General features: G+C 59.1%; 17 protein-coding genes and 1 tRNA gene. 11 read left to right on the top strand and 7 right to left on the bottom strand.

Going from position 1 to position 17964, the window contains the following annotated elements:
* The first annotated feature begins 3 nt into the window (after positions 1-3).
* From RHM60_RS18005 to RHM60_RS18055, 11 genes are all read left to right on the top strand, one after another.
* On the top strand, positions 4-2316 hold the full coding sequence (locus RHM60_RS18005; protein ID WP_322212391.1) for a phage tail tape measure protein: 2313 nt from the start codon (positions 4-6) through the stop codon (positions 2314-2316).
* Complete coding sequence (locus RHM60_RS18010) at positions 2313-2630, top strand: DUF2590 family protein (RefSeq protein ID WP_003235256.1); 318 nt, start codon at positions 2313-2315, stop codon at positions 2628-2630. Before RHM60_RS18005 ends, RHM60_RS18010 begins: the two co-directional genes overlap by 4 nt.
* The gene (locus tag RHM60_RS18015; RefSeq protein ID WP_322212392.1) at positions 2627-3799 is read left to right on the top strand and encodes a baseplate J/gp47 family protein; all 1173 of its coding nucleotides are present in this window, start codon (positions 2627-2629) and stop codon (positions 3797-3799) included. Before RHM60_RS18010 ends, RHM60_RS18015 begins: the two co-directional genes overlap by 4 nt.
* On the top strand, positions 3796-4320 hold the full coding sequence (locus tag RHM60_RS18020) for a phage tail protein (RefSeq protein ID WP_322212393.1): 525 nt from the start codon (positions 3796-3798) through the stop codon (positions 4318-4320). The genes RHM60_RS18015 and RHM60_RS18020 overlap by 4 nt, the downstream gene beginning before the upstream one ends.
* 8 nt (positions 4321-4328) lie before the next feature.
* Positions 4329-6743 (top strand): phage tail protein, encoded by a 2415-nt coding sequence (locus RHM60_RS18025; RefSeq protein WP_322212394.1) that lies wholly within the window; start codon positions 4329-4331, stop codon positions 6741-6743.
* A gap of 8 nt (positions 6744-6751) precedes the next feature.
* Positions 6752-7459: a hypothetical protein gene (locus RHM60_RS18030; RefSeq protein ID WP_322212395.1), complete on the top strand. Its 708-nt coding sequence runs from the start codon at positions 6752-6754 to the stop codon at positions 7457-7459.
* On the top strand, positions 7441-8379 hold the full coding sequence (locus tag RHM60_RS18035; RefSeq protein WP_322212396.1) for a hypothetical protein: 939 nt from the start codon (positions 7441-7443) through the stop codon (positions 8377-8379). The genes RHM60_RS18030 and RHM60_RS18035 overlap by 19 nt, the downstream gene beginning before the upstream one ends.
* Positions 8376-8930 carry a DNA-binding protein gene (locus RHM60_RS18040; protein ID WP_322212397.1) on the top strand — a complete coding sequence of 185 codons (555 nt, stop codon included), beginning with the start codon at positions 8376-8378 and terminating at the stop codon, positions 8928-8930. The genes RHM60_RS18035 and RHM60_RS18040 overlap by 4 nt, the downstream gene beginning before the upstream one ends.
* Positions 8927-9631 carry a hypothetical protein gene (locus RHM60_RS18045; RefSeq protein ID WP_186751374.1) on the top strand — a complete coding sequence of 235 codons (705 nt, stop codon included), beginning with the start codon at positions 8927-8929 and terminating at the stop codon, positions 9629-9631. The genes RHM60_RS18040 and RHM60_RS18045 overlap by 4 nt, the downstream gene beginning before the upstream one ends.
* Complete coding sequence (locus tag RHM60_RS18050) at positions 9604-10575, top strand: hypothetical protein (protein ID WP_322212398.1); 972 nt, start codon at positions 9604-9606, stop codon at positions 10573-10575. Before RHM60_RS18045 ends, RHM60_RS18050 begins: the two co-directional genes overlap by 28 nt.
* Before the next feature lie 366 nt (positions 10576-10941).
* Positions 10942-11169, top strand: coding sequence for a hypothetical protein (locus RHM60_RS18055; RefSeq protein ID WP_322212399.1), 228 nt, complete (start codon positions 10942-10944; stop codon positions 11167-11169).
* Between the two features lie 213 nt (positions 11170-11382).
* On the opposite strand, the gene RHM60_RS18060 is transcribed toward RHM60_RS18055, so the two are convergent.
* From RHM60_RS18060 to RHM60_RS18090, 7 genes are all read right to left on the bottom strand, one after another.
* Positions 11383-11679 (bottom strand): hypothetical protein, encoded by a 297-nt coding sequence (locus RHM60_RS18060; RefSeq protein WP_322212400.1) that lies wholly within the window; start codon positions 11677-11679, stop codon positions 11383-11385.
* A gap of 14 nt (positions 11680-11693) precedes the next feature.
* Positions 11694-11933: a hypothetical protein gene (locus RHM60_RS18065; RefSeq protein ID WP_322212401.1), complete on the bottom strand. Its 240-nt coding sequence runs from the start codon at positions 11931-11933 to the stop codon at positions 11694-11696.
* A gap of 495 nt (positions 11934-12428) precedes the next feature.
* The gene (locus RHM60_RS18070) at positions 12429-12788 is read right to left on the bottom strand and encodes a hypothetical protein (protein WP_322212402.1); all 360 of its coding nucleotides are present in this window, start codon (positions 12786-12788) and stop codon (positions 12429-12431) included.
* A gap of 477 nt (positions 12789-13265) precedes the next feature.
* Positions 13266-14087 carry a hypothetical protein gene (locus tag RHM60_RS18075; protein ID WP_322212403.1) on the bottom strand — a complete coding sequence of 274 codons (822 nt, stop codon included), beginning with the start codon at positions 14085-14087 and terminating at the stop codon, positions 13266-13268.
* Positions 14088-14210: 123 nt separating this feature from the next.
* A tRNA-Thr gene (locus tag RHM60_RS18080) sits at positions 14211-14286 on the bottom strand.
* 119 nt (positions 14287-14405) lie between these two features.
* The gene (locus tag RHM60_RS18085; protein ID WP_231422687.1) at positions 14406-15782 is read right to left on the bottom strand and encodes an HlyD family type I secretion periplasmic adaptor subunit; all 1377 of its coding nucleotides are present in this window, start codon (positions 15780-15782) and stop codon (positions 14406-14408) included.
* The gene (locus RHM60_RS18090; RefSeq protein ID WP_209987390.1) at positions 15772-17925 is read right to left on the bottom strand and encodes a type I secretion system permease/ATPase; all 2154 of its coding nucleotides are present in this window, start codon (positions 17923-17925) and stop codon (positions 15772-15774) included. The genes RHM60_RS18085 and RHM60_RS18090 overlap by 11 nt, the downstream gene beginning before the upstream one ends.
* Between the last annotated feature and the right edge of the window lie 39 nt (positions 17926-17964).

The raw sequence follows: 17964 nt of genomic DNA on the forward strand, positions 1-17964 counted from the left end.
CAGATGGCTGACAAAAGCGCCCGGCTGGCCTTCATTTTGAGCCTGACCGATAAGGTCACCGCCCCGCTGGGCAAGGTCAAAATGGGCTTTTCTGACCTGGCTGAACAAGGCCAGAAGAACATCACCCAAATGGGCGTTGGCCTGGCTGGGATGGTGGGTGCCGGCGTGGCCATCTCCGAATCGCTGGAACCAGCCTTGGAGATGAACCGGGCGCTGGGCGAGGTCCGATCGCTGAACGTTGCGGAAGATGCCTTGGATTCGCTCAATCGCAAGTCGTTGGAGTTTTCGGTGAACTACGGCGAGAACGCCCGTGACTTTGTCGCCTCGGCGTACCACATCGAGGGCGCTATCAAAGGCCTTGCGGGCAGTCAGCTGGCGACCTTCACCAACGCCAGTGCCGTGTTGGCCAAGGCCACCAAGTCCGATGCGGACACCATGGGCACCTACGTTGGCACCATGTACAACCTGTTCAAGGGCCAGGCCGACGCCATGGGCAAGGGCCAGTGGGTGGAAAATCTGGCGGGGCAGACGGCCACCGCGGTGCAGCTGTTTCGCACCAGTGGCGAGCAGATCGGCGAGGCTTTCAAATCCGCCGGCGGCCTGGCCAGCACCGCCGGAGTGAGCCTGGCCGAGCAAATGGCGGTACTGGGCACGCTGGGCAGCACCATGGACGGCGGGGAGGCCGGTGGTCTCTATAAGTCGTTTTTCGAGAATGTCAGCGGCGCCTCGGAAAAGCTCGGCATGTCCTTTGTCGACCAGCAGGGCAAGTTGCTGCCGATGATGGACATCCTGGACAAGCTCAAGGGTAAGTTCGGGGATCTGTCTATTGAGGCCAACGGCAAGAAGCTGCGTGACGCCTTCGGTGGCGAAGCGGCGCGGTTGATCACCACCTTGATGGGCGACACCGGCCGCCTGAAAAACGGCATGGAGCAACTTGGCAACGTGCGCGGCCTGGAGAACGCCGAGCGCATGGCCAAAAACATGGTGGACCCGTGGCAGCAGTTTGGCGCCGCTGTGCAGGCGCTGCGTATCGCCTTCGGGCAGTCACTGATCCCGATTCTGGCCCCGCTGATGGACCGCCTGGTGGCCATCGCCAGTACGCTGACCCGCTGGACCCAGCTGTTCCCCAATATCACCCGCGCAATCGGCATCACGGTGCTGGTGGTGTTCGGCATCATCGCCGCTATGTCCCTGCTTACCATGACGGTTGGCATCTCGAAAATGGTCTGGCTGGGCATGGTAACGGTGTGGAAACTCCTGACCATGGCCGGCCTGCGCAGCGTGGCCATGTTCCTGTATCACACCGTCATGGTGATCGGTTTTGTCGCCGGCCTGGTGCTGATGGTCGCCTGGATGGGCCTGGTCAAGGGCGCCATGCTGCTGTGGCAAGGCGCGATCTGGCTGGTCAACACCGCGTTGCTGGCCAACCCGGTGACCTGGATCGTGATCGGCATTGTCGCTCTGGTCGCGGCCGTCGCGGCGGCGATCATTTATTGGGACCAGTGGACCAGCGCGCTGCTCAACAGCGAGGCGTTCCAGTGGGTCAGTGGCCAACTGACCGCGCTGTCGGACTGGTTCGATTCGATGGGCGGCTGGTCGAGCATGGCCAGCGCCGCGTGGGACGCCATCGTCAACATCTTCAAAAGCGCGATCAATGGCTTGGTCGAGATGCTGAACAAGATCCCCGGTGTGAGTATCGATGCAGCGTTCGGTGATATGCCGGCCGCGCCGGATCTGCCGACAATCAGCGCGCCCCAGGTCGAGGCGCCGTTGCTGCCGCAGTTGGTCAGCGCACCCCAGCCACCGATCCAGGCACCGCCGCTGGTACTGGCTGCACCGCCAAAGGCAGCGACGCCGGCAATGCCCACGCTCAACACGCTGCAGCCCCAGGCTCAAGCGCCGGCCCTGGTGCTGGCACCGGTGCCGAAAACACCGGCGCCGGTCGCGCAACCGCTGACCGCGCCCCAAGCGCCGCGTACGGCACCGGCACTGGTGGCTGCGCCGGCCTTGAAAACGCCCGCGCCGATCGGGCCGCAGTTGCGTGTTCCCCAACCTATGCAGCCGCCCGCCCTGGTTACAGCGCCCAAACCCACCGAGAAGGCCGAGCAAAGCCAGGAACGGATCAACAGTGCAGTGACCAGCCTGTCACCCAAACGGCCGGACGCGGTGCCCCGGGGCGGCTTGCTGTCCAGCATCCAGAACAACAACCAAACCCAAAACAAGGGCACCCATGTGGAGAACGTCAACATTCACACCGGTAAAACCATGAACCCGCTGGAGCTGGAAGGCATGTTGGCCATGGCGGTGGGCGGATGAGCGATTACATCGACCTGCTGATTGTGGAAAACGACCTGGTGCTGGACCCCTCGCGTCAGCCTTTGCTGATCGAGGACCGGGCCAGCATCGCCCAGGACATTGCACACATGATCCGTGAGAGCGGCTTGCTGGTCACGCTGGTGGCAGAGCGCAGCAAGTTGCGTCAGCGCGACTGCATTCAGCAACTGGAGCTGCTGGTAGAGGCCGACGAGCGCCTGGTGCCCGGGACGGCGCTGATCAACCAGGTGCGGTCCGGCCAGTACCTGGTCACAGCCAAAACGCTGAAATTCGGCGATATCGAGGTGGTGTTGTGAGCGACGTAGATTTTAAACAGGCGCTCGCAGACGCTGGCATTCCGATCACCGAGCACGGGTTGCGCAAGGCTTGGGAAAAGGAAGTGGCCGCCCAGGGCAGCAAGATGAGCAACACCAGTGCCTATTCACCTTTCTGGCGGGTGATCACCGCCCTGGTAACCAAGCCGGTGCTGTGGCTGATCAACTTCATCAGCGGCACGATCCTGCCCAACTTCTTTGTGAAAACGGCCCAAGACAAGTGGCTCGATATGCTGGCCTGGGCGGTCAACGTGGAGCGCAAGGGCGCGACCAAGGCCCAGGGTATGTTGCTATTCACCCGTGACGTCGCCGGCGGCGTGCTGCAGCTGCCTGCCGGCATACAGGTTCAGTCCGCCGCTATTAACGGCCATGTTTATCAGTTGGTCACAACCCAGGCGGCAACCTTTGCGGACGGTGTGCTGCAGCTGGAGATCCCCGCACAAGCGCAGGAAGTGGGCAGCGGCTACAACCTGGCGCCGGGTTATTACGCCATTTTACCGGTGCCCATTGCTGGCATCGTCCAGGTGGTGAACGCGGACGGCTGGCTGATTGCACCAGGTGCAGATCCAGAACCAGACGATCAACTGCGTTTGCGCGTGCGCAACCAGTTCTCGGCGGTCAACCAGTGGCACACCGATGCGGTGTATCGCGCCATGATCTCGGCTTTTCCAGGCGTGCGCCCCGATGGCGTGTATTTCCTGCACGGTGCGCCCCGGGGCCCAGGCAGCGCCAATGCCTATGTGCTGTTTGAGGCCGACGTGCCGGCCGCGACCTACCTGGAGCAAATCAACGCCCATATCCGCGACCAGGGCAACCATGGCCACGGCGACGATCTGTTGGTGTTGGTGATGCCTGAGACGCAGCACGCCCTGCGTGTGCTGCTGTGGCCGCGCCCGGTGCTGACCAGCGAGCAGCGCACCAAGCTGCAGGCCGAGGTCGAGCAGTTCATCCGGGCAGCCTTTCGCGAGAGCGGTACCGGCGATTACCAGCCGACCCTGACCTACCCACAGGCGCGCTTTTCATTCAGCCGCCTGGGCGAAGAACTTCACCAGCAGTTTGCCGGCATTGAGTCGCTGCACTTCGACAATGCCGACATTGTGTCGGAACTGACGATTCCACGGATCAGCAGCCTGCAGGTGGTGTTGCCATGATCAAGCTCGGTTTGCCGTTCTGGCTCGATGGTCCGCAGCTGGCCAAGTTGAAAGCTGCAGCGCAGTCCTGGTGGGAAACGGTCGAGGGCTGGTTGCACTGGCCGCTGCTGCAGATGGATGCGGAAACCTGTCACTTGATGGTACTGGACCTGCTCGCCTGGCAGCGCGATATCAGCCGCTTCAAGGACGAGCCGGAAAACCTGTACCGCCTGCGGGTGAAATACGCATTCATCAATGCCGTCGACGCCGGCAGCACGGCCGGACTCAAACGCATCCTGCAGCGCCTGGGCGTGGGTTATGTCGAGATTGACGAGCGCATGGCCGATCGGGACTGGGACGTGGTGCTGCTGCGTCTCTCCGACTCGCAGCTGTCGCAGAACCCCGAGCTGCTTCGCGTGTTGATTCAGCAGTACGGCCGCACCTGCCGGCGCTATGACTTCGTGACCATCACCCCTGTATCGCTGCGCATCGTCGCAGTGGACTTCAACGACGACCAGCAAACGCTGATCGCCAGCCTGTAGGAGCCCTCATGGGAGCCAGTATTACCCTTGCAGGTGAAAGCCTGATTGCCCAGAAAATGGGATCGCAACAACGCCTCGAAGTCGTGCGCTTTGTGTTTGCCAACGTGCCAGACCTCAACCCGAACGCACCGGTCAATCGTGCCGCCGCGAAGCCCCCGGCCGCGCAGATCGTGTACAGCTACACCATTCCCCAGCAAAACGTGGGGTATGTGAACCCCAACCAGGTGGTTTACAGCTCGATGCTGGGCAGCGATGTCGGGGATTTTGATTGGAACTGGATCGGCCTGGAAACTGCCGAGAATGTGTTGCTGGCCGTGGCCTATGTGCCGCTGCAGCAGAAGCGCAAGAACATTCCCCCGCTGCAACTGGGCAACAACGTAACCCGCAACATCCTGGTGGTGTTTGATGGTGCCCAGGCACTCACTGGCATCACCATTGATGCCAGTACCTGGCAGCATGACTTCACCGTGCGCCTCAAAGGCATTGATGAGCGTGAGCGCCTGAGTAACCGGGATGTGTTTGGCCGTGCCTGCTTTTTTGGCAGTGCGTTTCAAGTTGAAAAGGTGGGATCTGCCTATCAACTGAATCCAGGCGTGGCGTACATCGAAGGTGTACGCATCGAGCTGGCCAAGGTCTCGCCAGTTGTGCCGACACAAATTCCCACTCAGAGCTGGCTGCAGGTCTCATTGCGTCGGGAGCTGAACGATGTAGTGGCCTCTTGGAAAGTGGTGTTCGCGCCGGACCAAGTCGACTATGTGACCTCTGACGGTGTCCAAGTCTACTGCGTGCCCCTGGCCGATCTGACCGCCTCGGCAGTGAGCGATCGCCGGACGGTTGAGGCCATCAATGGGCCGCTGATTCAACACCTGGCTGCGCGCAACGGTGATTATCAGAACCTGCGCGCTCGTGCGACGACCAAAAGCGATGTGGGGCTGGGCAACCTTCCGAACGCGATCAGCGACGACGATACCACCAACGACAGCTTGATTTTGGCAACGACCAAGGCGGTTAACGCCGTTCGTTTGGCGCTGCAGGACGCGATCAAAAAGCTGATCAACGGCACTACGCCGGTGGGCAAGGCGAAGCAGTTGGAAACCGCGAGAAAGCTATCGATCAGCGGCGCCGGCGCCGGCAGCGTGGATTTTGATGGCACTGCAGACGTTGATATCCGGCTGACGATGCCGGATATCGTCGCCGCCTGGAAATACACCAAGGTAACGGTCAACTCCAAAGGCTTGGTGGTCAGTGGTGAGTATCTCCAAGCTGCAGATATTCCCGTGTTGGACTGGTCGAAGATCACCAGTGGAAAGCCCTCCACGCTGGAAGGATATGGCATCACCAACGCGGTTCCGCTGGGACATACTGACAAGCGCCCACAGCTCTATGGGCCTTTACCTGGTAGCTCCTACCAGTATGGCGCGTTGGAAATCCGGGAAGTGCAATTGGTGCAAGGTGCAAAAACTGACTTCAGTTACGCGCCGCGCATGGTTTTTCACTGGGGCGGAAAAACCTCTGGTGATTTGGCAATGACTGTCGGCGGTCAGCTTTGCTGGAACGGCTCGACACTCTGGCACACCGGTAACTTTGATCCCGGCACCAAGGCCGATAAGGCTACGACCCTCTCCGGCTACGGAATCCTCGACGGCATCCAGACCGGGAAATGTGGCTTGGCATCATCCACCGCGCCGCTAAGTTCGATCGATACCATCGGTCTGCCAGGTGGGTTTCACTACTTTGGCACTGGGCAGACGAGCTTTGAGCAGTACGTCAGCGTCCTGAACATTCCGTATGGGAGCAGTGCCTACGCAGGTCAGATCGGCCTCCAGCAGGGAACGCCCGAACCCCGGGCGCTCATTCGATCAGTGAACAACGCGGGCAACTGGACGCCCACACGTGAGCTATGGCACAGCGGCAACCTCAATCCCTCGAGCATCGTGCCTCCAGGATCGATCGTGGCGTTTGCCATGGCGACCCCTCCGCCGGGCTTTTTCAAAGCGAACGGCGCAGCGGTGTCTCGAATCACGTACGGGGCTTTGTTCGCGCAGATTGGCACGAGCTACGGGGCAGGGGACGGCGTTAATACGTTCAATCTGCCAGACCTTCGCGGCACATTCTTGCGCGGTTGGGACGACAGTCGCGGACTCGATGCTAATCGAGGACTGGGGACCCTGCAGGGCAGTCAGAACGCAAGCCACACGCACGGCGCGTCTAGCGACGTACAAGGCGCACACAGTCACGGCATTTGGCCGATCGCGCTCAACATCACCACCGGCCAGGGCGGTGGGCACTACTCGGTAGGTGCCTCGCTTTCGGCAAACAGCGGATCCGCCGGCGCTCACAATCACAACATCACAGTCGACGCATCGGGCGGTATCGAAGCACGCCCGGTCAACGTTGCCATGGTGTATTGCATCAAATACTGAGGTCCAACATGAACGCTAAAACGGTCTACCAAACCAATCAATTGGGCCTCTATGTCGGCCTGGCTGAAGCCGAAGAATCGCCCCTGGAGCCAGGTGTTTTTCTGATTCCAGGTGGGTGCGTAGAAACGGCACCGCCGAAGATTCCGGCCAACAAAGCAGCCTGCTGGAGTGGCGGCCAGTGGAGCCTGGTCGAGTATTTCGACGGCCTGATTGTCTACAGCATCACCACGGGCGAGCCTCTGACCGTCACCGGCCTCGGTCCGATCCCCAGCGGCTACACCGTGAAAAAACCAGGACCTGATCAAGTTTGGAAGAATGGCGAGTGGGTAGACGATATCGGCGCCATTCTGGTCGCGCTGTACGAACAGAAACTGCACGAGATCAACGCTGGCTGTAACAACCATATCGAGTCCGGTTTTATGTCCAGTGCGCTGGGTGAGCCGCACCGATATAACAGCCAGATGGATGACCAAATCAACCTGACTGGAATGGTGTTGAGTGGCCTGGACGCCAGCTACGCCTGTTTTGACGCTGACCAGGTCAAAGGCTTCCGGCCTCACACAGCGGCACAACTGCACCAGGTTGGTCAGGATCTCGTGCGCTTCAAGCAGTCGGCGCTGCAGCACGCTGATAACCTCAAACAGGACTTGGCCACCGCGCTCAAAGGCAAAAAGCTCAAGGTGATGAAGTCCATTCAATGGGCTCCGCCGGCATGACCTGGAGCGCGGTCAAAATGCGCTGGCCCGAGCAAGCCACTCAATGGATGGGCGATCTATCACATGCCCATGGCTTGGCCGGCAACGAGCTTGTGGGCACCACCAAGCGGCTGGACGATCTCAACGGTAAAACCACCACCAGCCCAGGCCCGGTGGGGGAGGCTGCCAAGGCGCCGATCGCTGCAGGCCGTACGGCGCTCGCCGAGCAGACGGGCGAAGCCCCGGCATGTTTGGTGGTGACGCCATTTCAAAGTGGAGTTGGCCAGGGCCGTGGCTACCAGCGTTTCCTATCTGCACCGAACTTGCTGCAGCAGCTGGCCGGCAAACTGGTAGACGTGAGCGACATCGGCCGGCCGGATGGCCCTCAGTTCGCGCTGTGCTTGATGTTCCTTGCGACCCGTTTTGATCAGTTGGCCGACAGTCTGGCGCGCTTCAACGCGCTGTTGCCGATGCCGGACCTGGTTCGGGCTGAGCGCCGTGCACGGCACCTGTCCAAGCTGGAGACCGAGAAGTGGGAGATCCCCGCCGCCGGTGCTTTGCCGCGCTGGCAAGCGCTGCCGCTTGAGCGCTGCACGGTGGTGAAAGCTGCACAGCAATCCATGGCCGGGCAGATCGCGGTCCTGGAAGGTTATGCCGCCGACCGTTCGCCCATGGCTGACCTATCAGCGTTGGCCACCCGCAAAGCCGCCCAGCAACGGAGCCGTGACCAGCAGGTGGCCGACCTTAAAGCCTCGCTTGCTGGCAGTAACGCCGATAGCAGCATGCGCGCACGTCTGATTGGCCCAGGTAATTCTGTTGAGCTGCGCCAGGCCCTGCTGACTGGTGATGCCCCAGGACATGAATGGGTGTTGTGCGCCGGCGCGCTGCTGGTGGGATCTGAAAAGGGCTTGAGCTTCGTTCGTGAGTTGGTGGGCCTATGACGCTGCTACTTGACGGGCAAGAGGTTCGCGGGAAGAACCTGAAAGTCACCGGCAATCTGCGCATTGAGAGCGACGATTTGTCAGGGCAAACCAGCAACACCGACAAGGGCCACAAGGGCTTTAAGCCCAAAACCCTGACGGTCAGCCTGATGATTCCATTTGTTGACCAGTTGCAACTGCGCGACCTGATGCGCCTGGTGGAAGCCACTGAGGGCGGTGGCCAGCTCAAGACCTACCGCATCGTCAACGATACCGCCGCCGCGTTCGGCATGCGCCAGGTGACATTCACCGAAGGCGTCAGCGCCCGGGAGGACGACAACCTGCGTGGCTGGCTGATCCAGTTCACCCTGACAGAGAAATTGTCCAATCCTGAAAAGGTCGAGGGCAGGCGATCAGGCAACGCGGTGACGGCGCAGTCTGGCCCGGGCGCAGCGGTTGGTGGTGCCGGCGGTGCTGGTGGCGACTCACCTGGTGGCCCGGAGGAACTGACAGGATTTGAAGCGACCCTGAAAAAGGTCGACACCTGGTTGGGCGGGAGCCCGCAGACATGAAACTGCACAAGGAATTGGCTATCAACGGCCAGCCATACGTCCTGGTCAAAAACGAAGTGCGGCTGGATGCCAAGAGCCCTGGGCGGGCGACATTCACCATTCAAGCCTCTGCGCCGGTCAAGGGCTTGGTGACGCTCGATATCGGCTACAACGGCAACACGCTGCAGCGCCACTTCATCGGCTACGTCGAACGCTCCACCACAGCCAGCAGCGGCCAGCAGGTGCTGTTCTGCCGCGAGCTGGCCGCGATCCTCGCCAACCCGCTGCCGCTGAATCTTCGCCACGTCGACCTGCGCGCCGTGCTGGTTGAGATCGGTCAGCACACCGGGTTGCGGTTCCGCGTCCCGGATCAGCCCTACGCCGGCGTGAAAGCTCCGTTCTTTTACAGCCTGGCTGCTGGCTATCAAGCCATGGACAGCCTGGCCCGGGTTTTCAACATCCCCGACTTCATCTGGCAGCAGCAGGGTGATGGGGAGGTGTTCGTGGGCAGTTGGGCCGACAGCTTCTTTGGCGTTCGTGCGCCGCTGCAGCTGCCGGTGGAGCTGTTCGACGACTACCAGGGCAACCAAAGCGCAATGATTGCAGCCCTTCCCGGGTTGCGACCAGGTGCAACGATCAACCACGGCGAGCGCATCACCAGTGTGGCGCTCATCGACAACCAGATGGCCATCCGATGGACGACGCAATCCGCCGCAGCGTAGAACGACAATTTCCCGAACTCACCGGCGGTTATCACTTGCCGCGCTTTGCCCGGGTTGTCGCCGTGGCCGACGCCCCGGCCGGCGCCGGCATCTGTGACGACTTCCGGCCGCGCTATGCGGTCGACATTGAGGTCATGGGGCCGGACGGCGAGCCAGATCCCAAGCTGCCGATTTTGGCCGGCGTACCGCTGCCCCTACCCACCGGCGGCGAGGAAATGGGCATCTATGCCTTCCCGGAGGAGGGCACCCAAGTTGTGGTGTGCTTTGCCTATGGACTGCCGCACAAGCCGTATATCCAAACTATCCTGCCCCACGGCTTGAGCATGCCGAGCGTGCCGAAGGGTGACCAGGTGTGGCAGCACAGCGAGGCGTGTCAGCAGCGTGTGGACGCCGATGGCAACTGGCTGCGCCAGACTGACGGCAAGATCCTGGACAAGGCGATCGAGCGGGAAGTGGAGGCGATGGGGAACACGGAGACGTTCCAGAATCACACCAGGACGGTGGACGACCATTCAACTGAGTCAGTGGGTGGGATCAAGACGATCGAGGCGCTGGGCGCGCTCAAGCTGTTGTCGGGCGGATCAGCGAGCCTGGCGGCGGTGGGCGATCTGCACCAGGCGACCGGACGGGACTTGAACCTAGTGGTAGGGCAGAAGTGCAACGTCACTGTCGGTGGTGATATGGAGGAAAGGATTCAGGGGTTACGTAAGAGCGTGGCAGAAGTCAGCCAAAGGCTGGTGGCGCCCAAGACATGGGTCGGATCTGAAGGGGTGAACGTGCTGCAGGTGCTTTGCGATTTGCTCGACCTGGTCCAGCAGATGAACGTCCAACTAGCCAGCCATACACATGGTCCGACACCGGTACCTGGTAATGCCGCCGTTTTTACTGGCAAGGCCGCCGAAGTGTTGCAGCTGAAAGGTCTGTTAAAACCAATCACTTTATAAGTCATAGAGTGTTACTAGGTGGAGAGTAGGACTAGGTGGAAAGTACTAATGGTTTGAAAAGTCGTACTTTTATCGTGTGGCTTACAGTCTGCGGCGCCGCGCTCGTCGAAAGCGGCATAAAATCTTCACACCATCAAAGTGCGGCTAATACCGCCCGTCTGAAAGGCTGGCCGAAGAATACCCTATTTGTTGTCAACTAACTGTTGAATAGCGGCGTATCGTTTTTGATCAACGACCTATAGAAACCTCGGTAGTTAGCGAGGAATTTCGAGGGGGGCTATTTGCGGCCGGACCTGAAAAAGACGCGGCCCGCGCATTGGCGGGCCTTTGGGGCTGTCGTTGATCTGGTTTGCACAGGAGAAAATTGTGTTAGATTCGTTCCTGAGCGCCGGTACTGCAGATTTTCGGTATAGCTTTGAACCTAGAGAACTCAAAGCCTATGGCCCACAGCAGGCACCGTCAAGCTCAATCACTGTTAAAACAATCGTTAGTTATGCCGTTAGTTATGTCGTTAATAGGGTTGTTGACCTAAATGTTAATTTCGTAAATAACGCTTATGGTTGGGTGAGTGATATTGAAGTTGGTGATAAATGACCAGCTGCGTGGATACCCCATGCTCATAAGGGCATGGCTCATAGCTCTGGAGTGAAAAGATGAAAACGTTAATAATGCGTTATCTTCCTGAAGAAATGATACGAATCCTGCAGACGGCCTATTGGGCTTATCGTTGGTTCAAAATCCTTCAGCAGGTATAAAGCAGTAAAAGAACAGAGACTTCGGTCTCTGTTCTTTTGCGAGGCGCTGTATTCATCCAAGTCTGCACCACCAGGACTGCGCGTAGGCGCATCCATCGATGTATTCAATACCAGTCAGCACAAACCCCGAGGGAGCCATCCCCGAGAGCGTCGCGTCCAGCAGCTTAGGTAGTGGGCTGGGCTCACGCGGCATCCCTTTATGCAATATGGCTATATTGGAGCTGCGTCCTAACTCGTCGGAGATCTCCGGATTTACGCGAACGTCTCCCGCTATGGCCGGATAACGTCGCCTTTCTTGAGGGGTGAGCGGCACGCCCTTACACCGCATAGGTGTGACCAGCATATGCATAGACCACCTCTCGCTCAGACGTTGCCTGACTGTTCGAGGCGCGTTTCCACCGCATAAGCCAAAGCACTGTCGGCTAGCTCAAGCAGGTCGCAGAGATCGTCTCGCTCGATCAACTGCGCTCTGTACAACTCGTGTGCCTGGAGCAAGAGGGTTTTATGGTGGGCACCTGGATGCTGGAGCAGTGCTGACTGGTTCTGCAGAAATATCATCCATGTCTCAACGGTCCAGTCCTGGGATGAGGTGGCTGTGCTCATAGATAAATCCTGAAAATACTGTATATGCGAACAGTATATGGCCGCGCTTCACTTCCAGCTCCTAGATCCGACGAAGGGCGAGACGATTGCGTAGGAATTTATTCTGTAAAGAAAAAATGGAAGAAAAAGCACTTATCCCCCTCCCGCCGACGGGGTTTGTGTCCTTTTTTTGTGCAAAGTCGGAAGTAGTGCAAACGAAGCTGCAGCCCAAGCGGGCCGTGGGACTCTGCAGGCGATCGGCAATTTCACAGATTGCAAAGTTTTGAAGATAAATGCAGTGCGGCTGCACAACATTGCTATGGGCGTGCTTCAGTAGCCGAAAACTGAAGTCCCCGGCCCCATTGGGCGAAAAAATGAAAACACCGTAATTCGTGGGTTTTCATTCTCTGACAGGCTCTTTTAGAGGCGCCTCGCTGAGCGATGGCCGAAACGCGTTTTCCGCTGGAGCCCGCGAATGATGAGGGCTGTAGCTGATGTGCCCCGTTACAGAGAATTTCACACCGATTCGGAGGCGGCCAAGCGAAGGTGGGGCAGCTCATTCAGCTTCTGCAGGCGCGTGAATTCATTCCTCACAACAGGAATCAGCAGGCGTTCCAGCGCGTCACGAAGCTTTGTTGCCTGCTCCTCGGTCAACTTTTTAACCGAGCCAGTAACGCTGCTGGCGCAGAGGACGTTGGCGGGGAGGATGCTCAACATATCCATGGAACCGTCAATGTAGCCGCCCAGATATTCCTGCCTTTTGAACAGTACGGAGCTTTCAGGGGCTTCTTGGTAATCCCAATGAACCTCCCAGGTCGAACTGTTCTTCTTAATTTCGATGATGGGTTCCGCTGCTTGGGACGCTGGCTTACGCATGCTTGTTTCCTTTGATCAGTGCGCGGCTGAGCATTAGCTTCGAGGCGTCCGCATTAATGTTTATTTAGGTTGACCCCCAAATCCCTGTCAGATCATGGATATCTGTCAGGGAGTGCCCTGCAGCCCCCGTGTTTACTGGGGTTCAGCTCTGACAGCGGGGTTGGATGTTTGTGTCAGTTTCTCCCTCAAAAATAAAAAACCCTTGTAAATCAGGCGCTTGAAAACAGCAGATCTGACACTGCTGTTTTGTCAGGTTTTGACAGGTCGCTGACAGCTTTCTGACAGTGATGCAAATCGCTGAAAGGCTTGAAATACAAGGGTTACAGAGTAGATGAATATAAATCTGACAAAACTGACAAGCTTTTAAGGGGTCAACCTAATTTTTTTCCGCTTCGCATTAGGGGGCATTCTTCTGTGGCGCGCTCACATAGAAACGCCTGCAACTCTCTGAGTGTTCTAGGGCGTTATTCCTGAATTTCATGTCCTTACACGGTTAGCTCTGATCAACCGCTTCACATATTTGAACGCTAGGAATCCCAGTATGGTGATGGCACCGAGCGTCGCTCCTGATGCCAAGGTTTCTGGGTAAGGCAAGCCCGCAAAAGTCTCCTTGCTTAAGCTGACATTCATCAATCTGGCACCAGCAAGGGCACAGACCGCGGAGGTGCATAAACCGAGGCCTCGGGGGATGATGATCGTCTTGTTGCGGAGGGAAAGTGGGCCAAAGACGAAGTACAGGAAAAGAAGAGCAGAGGACGTTGCTAGACCATAGAAGGATGACAAATAGCTGCTACGTCGGACTGTGCTGTCTTCAAACGCAACTTCATTGACTCCCACAATCCGAGCCCTTACCTCGAATACCGGTCGTGCTCCGGAGGTGATCGCAGCGATGGTCACGACATCTTTGGGGTTGGATAGATACGGAGAAATAGCCGCTTTGTTTGCCGACGCGGTTACCTGAACGGGGATATTCTTTGGTGTCGTGCTCGTGATTTCGGCGCTCACCAATTTTGCGTCATTAGCCATTATGATCTGTAGGACGCCGTCAAAATCCGCGCTAGTAATCGGTTTCGAACCGGTATTAACCAGTTCTATGGTCGATACGTAGGGCGATTCGACATTTTGCCCGTTCAGCGAAATTTGAAGATTTTGGATGTTTAAAGCGGGCTGCAAAGCAGACGAAGAGAGCAGGCGGACGGTGAGTGAGCGGGATGAAAGGTCTATCTGCGGGACGACCAAAGCTGCGATTGCGATAACAGTCGTGGCGATAAACTTCCAGTCCCAAGTCTTCCAGGCCATAAGCACTTCCTTTTGAAGTAAACCGCCCTGTTTTGCAAAGGCTAAATAGTCGCCTTGTTACGTCTGTTGTTACGTTCTACAGAAAAACGAAAGGCCTGCATCGCTGCAAGCCCTTGTTTTGAATGGTGCCGGCACCAGGAGTCGAACCCGGGACCTACTGATTACAAGTCAGTTGCTCTACCAACTGAGCTATACCGGCGTGTTAGGGCGACGATTATAGCGATTGGCGAGATCCTGTAAACCCCTGAAAACTGACTATTTTTGCGAAATCCTCAGTTTTCTCCAATTCCCTACGCACACCGCGTAAATCCAAAGCCATCAACGCTCGTGCAATGCCTCGGCCCGTGACTTGATGATCGGCTTGAGCAGGTAACTCAGCACGCTTTTCTTGCCGGTAATGATGTCCACCGACGCCACCATGCCCGGGATGATCAGCAGTGGTTTCTCATCGGTGCCCAGGTGGCTGCGTTCGGTGCGCAGTTTGATGACGTAGAAGGTGTTTTTCTTCTCTTCATCCTGCACGGTGTCGGCGCCGATCTGTTCGAGTTTGCCTTTGAGGCCGCCGTAGATGGTGTAGTCGTAGGCGGTGAACTTGATCATGGCTTCCTGGCCCGGGTGCAGGAAGGCAATATCCTGCGGACGGATGCGTGCTTCCACCAGCAGGGTGTCGTCCAGAGGCACCACTTCGGCGATGTCGCTGCCGGGCTGGATCACGCCGCCCACGGTGTTCACCAGCATCTGCTTGACGATGCCGCGCACCGGCGAGGTGACCATGGTGCGGCTCACGCGGTCTTCCAGGCCTTTGGAGGTGGCCTGGGCCTTGCTCAGGTTGGTGCGTGCTTCGTTGAGCTGGGCCAGGGCTTCGCTGCGGAATTTGCCGCGGGTTTCGTTGATCTTCTGCTGCACTTCGTTGATGGCTGCCTGGGCACGCGGGATGGCCAGGGTGGTGCCGTCGAGCATGCCACGGGTTTCAACTTCCGAACGTTTTAAGCGCAGCACTTCCACTGGCGAAATAGCACCCTGCTGCACCAGCGGTTCGGACATGCCGATCTCCTGGCGCAGCAGGCTCAGGCTGTTGCGGTACTGCTCCTGTTTGGAGCTGAATTCACGCAGCTCCTGCTGACGCTGCAGCAATTGCTGTTGCAGTCCGCCAATCTCGTCGGCCAGTTGCTGGCGCCGGCTCAGGTACAGCGATTCTTCGTTCGAGGCCTGATTGGGCACGGCCTTGCGGGCATCTTCGGTGATGTTCAGCGGGCGGTTTTCCACTTCCGCGCTCAGGCGCTCCACGCGCAGCTCCATGGCCACGCGGTCGGCTTCGGTTTCGCCGACGTTGGAGGCAAAGCGCGTGTCGTCCAGGCGCACCAGCGGCGCGCCGGGTTCGACTATCTGGCCTTCGTGCACGTAGATCTGCGCGACGATGCCGCCTTCCAGGTTCTGGATTTTCTGGATGCGCGATGACGGGATGGCCTTGCCTTCGCCCTTGGTCACTTCATCGATGATCGCGAAGTGCGCCCACAGCACGAGGAATACGAAGAAGCCGATCACGCCCCAGATGGTCAGGCGCACGATGCGCGGTGCGTCGTCGACCAGGGCTTTTTCCACTTCGGGCAAGGGCTGGTCGTCGAGGGAGTCGGTGCCTCTGAAATAACCGACGATGACGTCTTTGAGGCGACGTGGTCCGGATTTAAGCGACACTGATCTGCCCCTTTTTCAGCGCTTCCATAACGGCCGCTTTCGGGCCGTCCGCGAGGATCTGCCCGCGGTCGATCACCAGCAGACGGTCGACCAGGCTCAGCAGCGAAGCACGGTGGGTGACGAGAATCACCGTCTTGTTTTCGATCACCGACTGCAGGCGCTGCTTGAGGCGCTCTTCGCCGGTGTTGTCCATGGCGCTGGTCGGCTCGTCCAGCAACAAAATCGGCGGGTTGAGCAACAGCGCACGGGCCAGGGCAACGTTCTGGCGCTGGCCGCCGGACAGGTTTTGCCCGCGCTCGCCCACTTGCAGCTCGTAGCCTTGCGGATGCAGCCTGGCAAACTCATGCACGCCGGCCAGCTCGGCTGCCTGCAAGACCATTTCATCGTCGACGTAGCGCGCACCCGACACCAGGTTGTCGCGCAGCGTGCCGGCCAGCAACTGAATGTCCTGAGCCACGTAGCCGATGTTGTGGCGCAGTTCGCTGACGTCGATCTGGCGGATGTCCACGCCGTCCACCAGCAAGGAGCCGGCGTCCGGCTGATACAGGCCGACCAGCAGTTTGGCCAGCGAGCTTTTGCCCGAGCCGCTGCGGCCGATGATGCCGATCTTCTCGCCGGGGCGGATGTTCAGGTTGATACCGCGCAGCGCCAGGGTCTGCTGGTTCGGGTAGGTAAAGTCGACTTCACGGAACGCCATCGCGCCTTGCAGCGCTTTACGGCTGAGCGGGCGCTCGTCGTAATTGCGCTCCTGCGGCAGCTCCATCATCTCGTCCACCGACACCATCGTCACCTTGGCCTGCTGGTAACGGGTCAACAGCCCGGACAGTTGGGCCAGCGGCCCCAGCGCGCGGCCGCTGAGCATGTAGCACGCCACCAGGCCGCCCATGCTGAGGTTGCCGTCGATGATCTGGTACACACCGAAAATGATCATCGCCACGCCCGCCACTTGCTGGATCAGCAAGGTGATGTTCATGGCCAGGCCCGACAGCACTTTCACTCGCAGTTCGAGCCGGCTGAGGGTGCCGATGGTCTGTTCCCACTGGTACTGGCGCTCGCTCTCGGCGTTGTTGACCTTCACCGCATCGAGCCCGGCGAGGGTTTCGATCAGGCTCGACTGGCGCTCGGCGCCCAGCGCCATGGTGCGTTGCAGGGTCGCCGTCAGCGGCTTCTGCAGCATATGGCCGATACCCAGCGCCAACGGGAAGGCGATGATCGGGATCCACACCAGGTGGCCGCCGAGCAGGGCGATCACCAGCAGGATGATCAGGGTAAACGGCAGGTCGATCAGGCTGGTGAGGGTCAGGGACGTGAGGAAGTCGCGCATCCCCTGAAACTCATGGATATTTTGCGCGTAACTGCCCACCCGTGCCGGCCGCACTTTCATCGCCATGCCCACGATGCGCTCGAACAGCGTCGCGGAAATGATCAGGTCGGTTTTCTTGCCCGCCAGGTCCAGGCACAAACTGCGCAGGCTCTTGAGCAGCAGGTCGAACAGGTAGGCGCCACAGATACCGATGGCCAGTACCCACAGGGTGGCGGTGGCCTGGTTCGGCACCACGCGGTCGTACACGTTCATCACGAACAGCGGCGCGGCCAGGGCGATCAGGTTGATCACCAGGCTCGCGGCGATGGCGTCGGCGTACAGCCAGCGTGAGCGTTTTAGAGTGTCACGAAACCACGAGCGCGCACGCGGGATCAGCGTGCCGTTGGTGACATCGAACTTGTGCTGTGGCTGAGCGAAGAACACCCGGCCGCTGTAGTCCTGGCTCAACAGCTCACGGCTGACATGAACCTCACCGCCGTCGCTTTCGCTCAGCAGCAGGCGCGCCGTGTCCCCGTCCCAGCCCAGCAGCACCGCACTGCGCCCCTCCTTGAGCAGCAGCATGGCCGGCAGGGCAATCGTCGGAATCTGTTCCAGCTTGCGTTGCAGCAACCGCCCCTGCAAACCTGCGCGGGCGGCTGCGCGTGGCAGCAGCTCGGCGCTCAGGCGTTGCGCGGCCAGGGGCAGGCCGGTGGTCAGCATGGCCCGGCTGGCGGGTTTGTAATGCAGGGAACAGAGGGTCAGCAGACCATCCAGTAAAGGATCGTCGTGCTGACTGCGCGGGTCATGGTTGAGCTGCGCCACATCGATATCAGAATTCAAGCTGACTCTCTCTTAATGCGTTGAGTGCTCCAACTCCGT

The organism is Pseudomonas sp. MH9.3 (genome assembly GCF_034354675.1).
Taxonomy (GTDB): Bacteria; Pseudomonadota; Gammaproteobacteria; order Pseudomonadales; family Pseudomonadaceae; genus Aquipseudomonas.